This window comes from Bartonella sp. MR90HLJMH, assembly GCF_042194115.1.
In the GTDB taxonomy this organism is placed as follows: Bacteria; Pseudomonadota; Alphaproteobacteria; order Rhizobiales; family Rhizobiaceae; genus Bartonella; species Bartonella grahamii.
In genome coordinates this window covers 268,758-278,524 of record NZ_JBHIMM010000003.1, presented here as the reverse complement: position 1 = coordinate 278,524, position 9,767 = coordinate 268,758, and the positions used below count along the sequence as shown (strand labels likewise).

Annotated in this window: 7 protein-coding genes, 1 tRNA gene and 1 pseudogene; 5 read left to right on the top strand and 4 right to left on the bottom strand. The window is 36.8% G+C overall.

Annotation, left to right across the window (positions count from 1 at the left end):
- Positions 1 to 352 precede the first annotated feature (352 nt).
- Both ACFIJ9_RS03660 and ACFIJ9_RS03655 read left to right on the top strand, forming a co-directional pair.
- Positions 353 to 502: a hypothetical protein gene (locus tag ACFIJ9_RS03660; protein WP_375635829.1), complete on the top strand. Its 150-nt coding sequence runs from the start codon at positions 353 to 355 to the stop codon at positions 500 to 502.
- Positions 503 to 718: 216 nt separating this feature from the next.
- A pseudogene (locus ACFIJ9_RS03655) lies at positions 719 to 811 on the top strand (type II toxin-antitoxin system mRNA interferase toxin, RelE/StbE family); the annotation flags it as partial.
- Between the two features lie 144 nt (positions 812 to 955).
- Here the strand turns inward: ACFIJ9_RS03655 and ACFIJ9_RS03650 are convergent.
- Positions 956 to 1,031: transfer RNA gene (locus tag ACFIJ9_RS03650), tRNA-Phe, on the bottom strand.
- A gap of 396 nt (positions 1,032 to 1,427) precedes the next feature.
- Between ACFIJ9_RS03650 and ACFIJ9_RS03645 the strand changes: the two genes are divergently transcribed.
- The 3 genes from ACFIJ9_RS03645 to ACFIJ9_RS03635 all read left to right on the top strand — a co-directional run bounded on the left by ACFIJ9_RS03645 (position 1,428) and on the right by ACFIJ9_RS03635 (position 5,920).
- Entirely contained in the window at positions 1,428 to 2,591 is a 1,164-nt protein-coding gene (locus ACFIJ9_RS03645; protein ID WP_375635828.1) for a phosphoserine transaminase, read from the top strand.
- A gap of 376 nt (positions 2,592 to 2,967) precedes the next feature.
- Positions 2,968 to 4,257 (top strand): adenylosuccinate synthase, encoded by a 1,290-nt coding sequence (locus tag ACFIJ9_RS03640; protein WP_375635827.1) that lies wholly within the window; start codon positions 2,968 to 2,970, stop codon positions 4,255 to 4,257.
- A 241-nt stretch (positions 4,258 to 4,498) separates the two neighbouring features.
- Positions 4,499 to 5,920, top strand: coding sequence for a hypothetical protein (locus ACFIJ9_RS03635; RefSeq protein ID WP_375635826.1), 1,422 nt, complete (start codon positions 4,499 to 4,501; stop codon positions 5,918 to 5,920).
- Between the two features lie 191 nt (positions 5,921 to 6,111).
- Here the strand turns inward: ACFIJ9_RS03635 and rpoH are convergent, their stop codons facing one another.
- The 3 genes from rpoH to ACFIJ9_RS03620 form a co-directional block, all read right to left on the bottom strand.
- A complete protein-coding gene (rpoH, locus tag ACFIJ9_RS03630) occupies positions 6,112 to 6,996 on the bottom strand; it encodes an RNA polymerase sigma factor RpoH (protein ID WP_375635825.1) in 885 nt (294 codons plus the stop codon).
- Between the two features lie 147 nt (positions 6,997 to 7,143).
- A complete protein-coding gene (locus ACFIJ9_RS03625; RefSeq protein ID WP_375635824.1) occupies positions 7,144 to 8,148 on the bottom strand; it encodes an RluA family pseudouridine synthase in 1,005 nt (334 codons plus the stop codon).
- 29 nt (positions 8,149 to 8,177) lie between these two features.
- Positions 8,178 to 9,608: an aldehyde dehydrogenase family protein gene (locus ACFIJ9_RS03620; RefSeq protein WP_375635823.1), complete on the bottom strand. Its 1,431-nt coding sequence runs from the start codon at positions 9,606 to 9,608 to the stop codon at positions 8,178 to 8,180.
- Positions 9,609 to 9,767 lie beyond the last annotated feature (159 nt).

Here is a 9,767-nt window from a genome sequence, read left to right as displayed (position 1 = left end):
CAACAGCTCCTTCATGAGATGATAGAGACCTATCAAGGCTTAAAGATGATGTCACGCATCATGAAATTGATTGCCTTCATTGTCTTTGTGTTTATTATCGATTTTGCCCGCTTTATGGATACTCTAGAAAGTATCTTCTCACACCTCAAAAAGTGGCTAACAAAAAGTTGAAAAACTTTTTCTTTAAGAAAAGAAATTAATATTAATGATAAGTAACACTATGTTTAACTAAGTTAAATGTTTTAACTAAGCTAAATAATGTTAATCATTAAAATTCTTAAAGAGGAAATATTATGAGTGAAAAAAGTGACTTATAGCAGCTAAAGTAGATATGAATCTAAAAAGCGCATTTATGGCTATAGCTGAAATAAAACACCGTCCAGCATCTCAAATTTTACGTGATCTTATTTGTGTGTACGTTGAAAATAATAAGATACTCAATAAAGAAACGCTTGAAATTTTTCATAAAAGCGATAGCAATGAAGATGTTTTTTTATGCTGAAAATATTGCTGATTTGATTAAGCAACTGGATATCTGATTATGCGTTCAGTGAGTTATTCAGGAAAGTTTAAAAAGGATGTAAAATGAGCAAAAAAGCGTGGAAAAGATATGCGAAAGTTCACAGGAGTGATGCAACTTCTAATTCATAAGAAGCAATTGCTATCTATTTTAAATGATCATACATTACAAGGAAACTAGAAGCCTCGTCGAGATCTTCATATAGAACCCGATTGGTTATTAATTTATATAGTTGATGAAAAGCGTATCCATTTTGATAGGACAGGTACGCATTCAGATTTATTTAATTAAGAAGTTGATTATGCCCTTTAAAAAAACTGATTCGCAATAATTGAGAAGCATGTCACAAAATCCTATTCCCTAACCTTTATTTACGAATCCATCATGTTTTAAAAATATAATAAAACAAGATACTAAATAAGGAAAAATAAAAAGTGGTGCCCAGACGCGGATTCGAACCACGGACACGCGGATTTTCAGTCCGCTGCTCTACCAACTGAGCTATCTGGGCATGCTTCATAAAAAATATAAAGCGCTTGCGGTTATAACATTAAAATTTTCTCTGTCCAGTCATCAAAAGAAAAATAATTGATTTTTTAATAAGTTTATCTCCCTATTCTAGAGACTTATCAATGAATCTTTATCATAAAATAAATTTGATAGGCATATTGGACGTGTTAGTGTATTGTTAGTAGAATAATGTCTTATCGTGGTGATGATACAAAAAATTAAAAGAATCAATCGAGAAGCATGATTAAGAAAGTTTTTTTAATAAAGTTTCAGTGAATTTTAAGCATACGAAATAATAGAAAATATTTTTGACTTTTTTCTAAAAAGATTATTGATTAGTCTTTATAATAATTTGTTTTTCTTTATAAAGAAAAAAACATCTAAAAGGGGAGAAATAATGATAATGTTACAAAAACCAAGCAGTCGTCCCAATAATACTAATTTTTCTTCAGGTCCTTGTAGCAAACGGCCTGGTTGGACTCTTGATGTTCTTAAAAATGCATTAGTTGGGCGTTCACATAGATCTAGAGAAGCAGAATTAAAACTTGCTGAAGTTATTAATTTAACCCGTGAGATTCTTGAGGTTCCTTCTGATCATCGTATAGGAATTATGCCAGGTTCAGATACCGGTGCTGTTGAGGCTGCTCTATGGTCTCTATTAGGTGAGCGTGGCATTGATATGGCGGCGTGGGAAAGTTTTGGATTTGGGTGGAATAAAGATGTTGTCGAGCAATTAAAGCTTTCTGATGTGCGTCGTTTTGAAGCTCCTTATGGTGAAATACCAGATTTAACACAACTTGACTTTGATCGTGATGTTGTTTTTACATGGAATGGGACCACTTCTGGTGTGCGTATTCCTAATGCAGATTTCATTCCCCATAAGCGGGCTGGATTGACCATTTGTGATGCAACATCTGCAGCTTTTGCGCAATATCTTGATTTTTCAAAATTAGATGTTGTTACTTTTTCATGGCAGAAAGTTTTGGGAGGTGAGGCTGCGCATGGTATGGTGATTTTAAGTCCTCGTGCTGTTGAGAGGCTTGAGAATTATGTTCCAGCTTGGCCTATGCCTCAACTTTTCTATATGACAAAGAATGGAAAATTGAACGAAGATATTTTTAAAGGAAAGATAATCAATACACCTTCTATGCTTTGTGTTGAGGATTTTCTTGATGGGTTGAAGTGGGCAAAATCTCTAGGAGGTGCAGCGGCATTAAGAGCACGGGTGGAGAAAAACTTTTCTGTACTTGATGCTTTTGTTCGCAAAACACCATGGCTAGAATATTTGGCAAAAGATCCTGAAGTGCGTTCTAACACCGCTATTTGTTTAGATATTGTGGATCCAGTGATTACTGCTTTGGATACGGAAAAGCGAGTATCTTTCATAAAAGCGGTTGTGAAACGTCTTGATGAGGAAGGAGTTGCTTATGATATTGGTTCGTATCGCGATGCTCCTCCGGGGCTTCGAATTTGGGCGGGTATAACAATTGAGGCTTCCGATCTTGAAATTTTAACACAATGGCTTGAGTGGGCGTTCCAATTTGAAAAAGCACAGCTTTAAATAATTACTGGTGATTTTCACAGGGTGTTTTTAAACAGAAAAAGGATACGAGAGATTATGATGATCTTTCGTATTCTTGTATCAGACAAACAGCCTCTAAATATTACATGAATTGTAAAAGATTAAGAGGAGGAATAAATGCTCTGTCAGGTGTTGGATACGCACAAATTAAAATCTCTATTTTTTTACTTTTTGTAGCAAAAATGACAGATTTAAAATATTTTGATATTTGCTTATCGTTAAAATTTGAAAATTTAATAACTTGAAGATTGAGAAAAATCTGAAATGAGGAGTCGCACTTGCTCTAAGGTTTCGTTATAAAGAAGTGTTTGTTTTTGAATGCTGGTTTTTTTGACTAAACACGACGGAGAAAGTTATGGCCAATGTAGTTGTTGTCGGTACACAATGGGGTGATGAAGGCAAAGGTAAAATTGTAGATTGGTTGTCTGAGCGAGCAGATATCGTGGTGAGATATCAGGGGGGGCATAATGCTGGCCACACATTGGTTATTGATGGAGTTAGTTATAAATTATCACTTTTACCATCGGGTCTAGTTCGTGGGAAGTTATCAATTATTGGGAATGGTGTTGTAGTTGATCCCCATCATTTTGTAGCAGAGTTAAAAAAGCTACGTGATCAGGGCGTGAAAATCACACCGGAAATTTTACGTATTGCTGAAAATGCTCCTTTGATTCTTTCTTTGCATCGTGATCTTGATGCAATTCGAGAAAGCGGTTTATCTGGTTTAAAGATTGGTACAACAAAGCGTGGTATTGGACCGGCTTATGAAGATAAGGTGGGACGTCGTGCTATCCGAGTGATGGATTTAGCAGAAAAAGATACACTTATGGCTAAGATTGAGCGGCTTTTGAGGCATCATAATGCTTTGCGTCGTGGGATGGGTGTTGTAGAGATTGATTCTCAAGCGCTTTATGATGAATTGATGCAAGTTGCGGATAAAGTTTTGCCCTTTATGGATTGTACGTGGCGTCTTTTAGATGAAGGTTATCGAGGAGGGAAACACATTCTTTTTGAAGGTGCGCAAGGTGCTTTACTCGATAATGATTTTGGGACTTATCCGTACGTAACATCATCGAATACGGTTGCTGGGCAGGCATGTACAGGTTCAGGGATGGGACCTAGTGCAATTCATTATGTTTTGGGTATTACAAAAGCGTATACCACACGTGTTGGAGAAGGACCTTTTCCTACAGAGCAGATAAATGATATTGGTGAATTTCTGGGAGTGCGTGGGCATGAATTTGGTGTTGTAACGGGTCGAAAGCGTCGATGTGGTTGGTTTGATGCTGTCTTAGTCCGTCAGATGGTAGTAGTTTGCGGTGTTCAAGGTATAGCATTGACAAAACTTGATGTTTTGGATGGTTTGGATGAAATAAAAGTTTGTATTGGTTACGAGCTTGATGGTAGAAGGATTGATTATTTACCTTCTTCCATGGGAGCCCAAGCCCGTGTGAAGCCTATTTATGAAACATTAGAAGGTTGGAAGGAAAAAACAGCCCATGCATTGAGGTGGGAAGATTTACCAATGCAGGCTGTTAAATATATACGCTATATTGAAGAACTGATTAACACAAAAGTGGCTTTATTATCTACGAGTCCAGAACGTGAAGATACTATTCTTATTACAGATCCTTTTGCAAATTGATTATTATTTTTAGGCTTCCATATAGATCTTTTGTTCACTTCTATATCTTTTAACAAAAAGAGTTTTTAAGAGTGCGTGAAAGAAAGGTGTAAAATGACATTGTTTATTTTTCATATTCATTTTACACTATGACAATAGTTGTACCAATATAAATGACAATAAACTTATGAGCCTAAAATAAAGCTGTTTTAGCCTGAGTGCTAGGGTTTCTTTGCTTAGTTTAAGAGAGATTATAGAGGAAATGGTAGATTTCGTTGGAATCTTAAAAAAGGCAATTAATGCACAAAATAATGTTACACCACAAGTGCGTAAGCGGATTTATAAACGGGCTATCGAAACACTAGAATATCAATTTGTAACAGCAAAAATACCACAAGCAATAGCAGATGAACAAAGAAAGATTCTTCAGAGTGCTATTGCAACTGTTGAAGAAGAATATTTAGCAGTTGAAAAGAAGTTGCTTTCTTCAGTTATTGGGTGGGATTCCACAAATGTAAATGAAGATAAGAAATATACAAAAAAAACTATATTACAAAAGAATAATGAATTTTCAGTGGTAGACATAAAAAGAAAGCAGGATTTTGTTACACATCCAAAGGATAGCAAGTTATTTGATGAGCCTTGGGTATCAGATATACCAGATGCAGAGCCTGTTAATATGGAGGCTGATGTACCTTCTCAGCATGTTAATAGCTGTGAGTTAAAGATTTCTTCGTCGCAAGAAGATAATCCTCATATTGTTTCGCATATTTTTTCTCAGGCTTTACGTCGTGCTAATAAATCATTGGTGCAAAGGCGTATTGTGATAAGTGCTGTTTCTATTGTTAGTTTTGCTGTTTTTACTATTGGTATTTTTTTTATTGGTGGGCGTGTATTTGTATCAAATGATCATCAAGTGTTAGGAGAAAATCTTCAAGTTTCTCACGAAGTACCAAAGGCACTTTCGGTTAAGAGAAAGTTAACACAACGTTTATTAGAGGATGGGAGTGAAATTGATGTCGGTTTAAAACAAGCGACAGATTCTTCGGATGAAGAAGGAATCTCAACCGTTGTTTCCAGCAATTTGCAATCGCTTGATAAATTAGGTGAAGCTGTTTTTTATCAAGCACGTACAAATTATGATGCAGAAAAGATAGCAACCGGAAGTGTTCGCTGGACGCTTATAAAGGAGTCTTATGTGAAGGGGGCTCCAGAAGAAACAGCCATACAAGGTGATATAACAATTCCTGATGAAGGGCTATCATTACGGTTAATTTTACGTCGCAATACCGATCGGTCATTTCCTGCTGCATATATTATGGATCTTATTTTTATTCTTTCTGATAAATTCTCAGGTAAAGCTATAAGCAGTGTTCAAGCATTAACCTTTAAAGCAAGTGAACAATCTATTGGGCAGCCTTTAGTAAGAACTATTTCTACAAAAATTAACGATGATTTTTTTCTTGTTGCATTGAGTGGTAATCATCCATTTCTTGATCGAAATTTGCAATTGATGCGAGAATTAGATTGGGTGCGTTTAGTGTTAACGGATAAAAACGGACGTATAAATGAATTAACTTTTGCAAAAGGGCCAACAGGTGAGTCTATTTTCAATAAAGTTATTGGACAATGGCTTGCACAACAAGATAAGTTAACAGTTCTTGATCAGAAAAATAAAACATAGATGCAAATAAAATAAAAGGTTATTTCTCGATATTGATTTTTATTAGTTATATCAAACACGCTCAATAAAATTGTATACTATAACTCAAAGGATTCTACAGACTAATTTACAAGTACAAAGCCAACATACGCTTTTCTCATTTCTACTTTAAAAATGCGCAAACAATTGGCTTCATACCTAATTCTAGAGTCTTATATTTGACTTTGAGATAAAGCGGAATCTCTGATAGAATTTTGCACTTTTTCAAATGCACGCATTTCAATTTGCCTTACTCGTTCTCGACTAATGTTAAATTCACCAGAGAGTTCTTCTAGAGTTAATGGTATATCGTTTAAACGACGTGCTTTGAATATACGTTTTTCACGTTCATTGAGATTGTCCATGGCATTTATAAGCATGGAACGACGATTCTCCAATTCACTTTTTTCAATTAAAACTTGTTCTTGATCGTTAGATTCATCCACCAACCAATCTTGCAACTCGCTGTTTTCCCCTTCTTTTGTACGAAGGGGTGCGTTGAGTGAAGTGTCACCACCAAGTCGGCGGTTCATTGATATAACTTCATCTTCTGAGACATTCAACTGAGTTGCAATTTCTTTTACTTGTTCTGCATTGAGATCACCGTTATCAAGTGCTTGAAGTTTACTTTTTAATTTACGAAGGTTAAAAAACAAGCGCTTTTGATTAGCTGTTGTCCCCATCTTCACCAAACTCCAAGACCGCAATACATATTCTTGGATTGATGCTTTAATCCACCATATTGCATAGGTTGCAAGACGAAAACCACGTTCTGGCTCAAAACGCTTAACAGCTTGCATGAGTCCAACATTGCCTTCTGAAATGACTTCCCCAATGGGGAGTCCATAGCCGCGATATCCCATCGCGATTTTAGCTACAAGACGCAAATGACTGGTTACTAGCCTATGCGCTGCTTTTAAATCATTATGCTCACGGTAACGTTGAGCTAACATATATTCTTCTTTTGGATCAAGCATTGGAAAACGACGTACTTCTTCCAAATAACGGTTTAATCCGCCATCGCTTGTGGTTACTGATAACAAATTCATATGGGCCATAATAGCACCCTCCTTTTGTCTGAATTCCCTGATAAGGCAAATTCTATGTTTCAGATAGTAATACCTGTGCACATTCACTTTAGCATATTTTTCAATTTTGTTCAAAAAAAGATATTTTATTGTGAAATCTTGAGAAGGAGAAAAGTTTCAATTCATTTTTTTAAAATGCTTAATAAGTTTAGCCATATCTTGAGGTAGTGGTGCGGAAAACGACATAACTTTACCGGTAGAAGGGTGTTCAAAAGTGAGACTTGCGGCATGAAGTGCCTGTCTGTTGAATTGATCGATTGCATTTCTAATAGTGGGGTTGAATGCGTTTGATTTTGTTTTAAAAGCGTTTCCATAAACTGTATCGCCTATGAGTGGATGCCCAATATGAGCCATATGAACACGGATTTGATGGGTGCGTCCAGTTTCCAAGCGACATTCCAGAAGGCTAGCAAAAGATGTTGAGTTTGCATGAGAGCCATATTTTTCTAGCAAAGAAAAATGTGTAACAGCATGACGAGCATAAGGGTTTTGCTTATGGATAACAGCTTGCTTTGTTCGGTTGTGGGGCGAACGGCCAAGTGATGCATCAATTGTCCAAACATTGCGGTGAGGTGTCCCCCAAATCAAGGCATGATAGCGTCGGTCTAATGCACAGGTACGTCCATGATCAGAAAATTGAGCACTGAGACTTTTATGAGCCAGATCATTTTTTGCAACAACCATAACACCACTTGTATTTTTATCGAGACGATGGACAATGCCGGGGCGTTTAACACCACCTATACCAGATAAACTATTACCGCAGTGATAGATAAGGGCATTAACCAACGTACCGGTCCAATTTCCATTGCCAGGATGAACAACAAGACCTGCTGGTTTGTTAATAACAATGATATGATCATCTTCAAAAAGGATGTCCAATGCAATAGCTTCAGCACTAGGTTCTGCATCACGAAGGTCAGGCATTGCCAATTCAATTATTTGCTTAGGTCTTAATTTTGTTTTTGGTTCTTTTATGAATTGACCATCAATTTTAAGATAGCCTTCACGGATGAGGGTTTGCAAACGTGAACGTGAGAACACATTATGATATTGTTTTGCTAGCCACTGATCAAGACGTTGCCCAAGAGCACCTTCATCCGTTATTTTTTGTATTACCATACGATTCCTATTAAGTTTTTAATAAGATTTTACCAGTACGAAATTGCTTTACTATCGAGGAATTCTTTAATTCCCCAATGTCCCCCTTCACGGGCGCGTCCAGAAAATTTTACACCTCCAAAATAGCTTCCACTGGGTAATCCATGTCCGTTAACTTCTACCATACCAGAGCGTACTTGTGCCGCAATACGACGACATTTGTTGCGATCTTGTGATTGAATATAGTTTGTAAGACCATACTCAGTGTCATTCGTTAAAGCGACAGCTTCTTCTTCTGTATTAAAAGCAAGAATCGAGAGAACTGGACCAAAGATTTCTTCTTTGAAAATACGCATATGAGGTTTTACATCAGCAAAGACTGTTGGACGGACATAATAACCGCGTTCAATTCCTCTTGGTAAACCAGTTCCGCCTGCAACAAGAGTTGCACCATCATCAATTCCCGATTGGATAAGATCTTGAATTTTATCATATTGTTTTTTTGAAACGACGGGACCAATATGATTTCCTTCTTGGCAATTTGGTCCTACTTTTGTTGTTTCTGCAATATCTTTAGCTATTTTTATGGCTTTGTCATAGATGCTTTGTTCCACAAGCATACGAGTCGGTGCATTACAGCTTTGTCCACTATTATAAAAGCAATGTCGCACACCACGTTGAATAGCATCTGAGTCGGCATCAGAAAAGATAATATTCGCTCCTTTTCCCCCAAGTTCTAGACAGACTCTTTTTAAAGTAGCGCTAGCATTTTTAGAAATATCTTTTCCTGCTCTAGTTGAACCAGTAAAGCTAATCATTTCTAGATCTGGATGTGCTGAGAGGTAAGAGCCGACAGTTTCACCATCACCATTGATTAAATTAAAAACACCGGCAGGGAGCGCGGCTTCATCTAAAAATTCAGCAAAAAGCATAGCAGAAAGAGGCGCAATTTCAGAGGGCTTTAATACCATGGTACAGCCAGCCAAGAGAGCAGGGATAACTTTAAGAGTTACTTGATTCATGGGCCAATTCCATGGCGTAATTAATCCTACGACGCCGATAGGGTCGTAGTGAAGAATTGCTTGCTCATTTCCCTTTATTAAAGTTTCTTGGAACGAGAACTCTTTATAAGCTTCGATAAAATTGCGAATGTGGGAACTGCCAGTTGCGGTTTGCGCATTAAGTGCCATATCAATCGGTGCTCCCATTTCCATTGAAATGGTTTTTGCCATGTCTTTAGAACGTTTTTCATAGATATTTAGAATTTTTTCAACGAACCCAAGACGCTCACTTGGTGACGTTGTTTTCCATTTTTGAAACGCTTCTTTAGCCGCGTTAATTGCTTTATCGGCATCTTCTGTACTTCCAAGGCTAATGACAGCACAAGCCTCTTCTGTTGATGGATTAATGACGTCAAAATCGTGAGGAGTGCTTGGGTCATCCCATAGACCATTGATATAAAATTTCCGTTTATTAGACATAATTCACTCCCTTTTTTTTATTTGTGTTTATTTAATTATGATTATCTTAGTCTAAGCCGTTTTAAACGAGGATAACAAGGGTAATCTTATAAAAACGCGAGAAATTAGATTGTATCATGATAATTGAGCATGGAGAATTCAACAGAGCAATGCTTATAT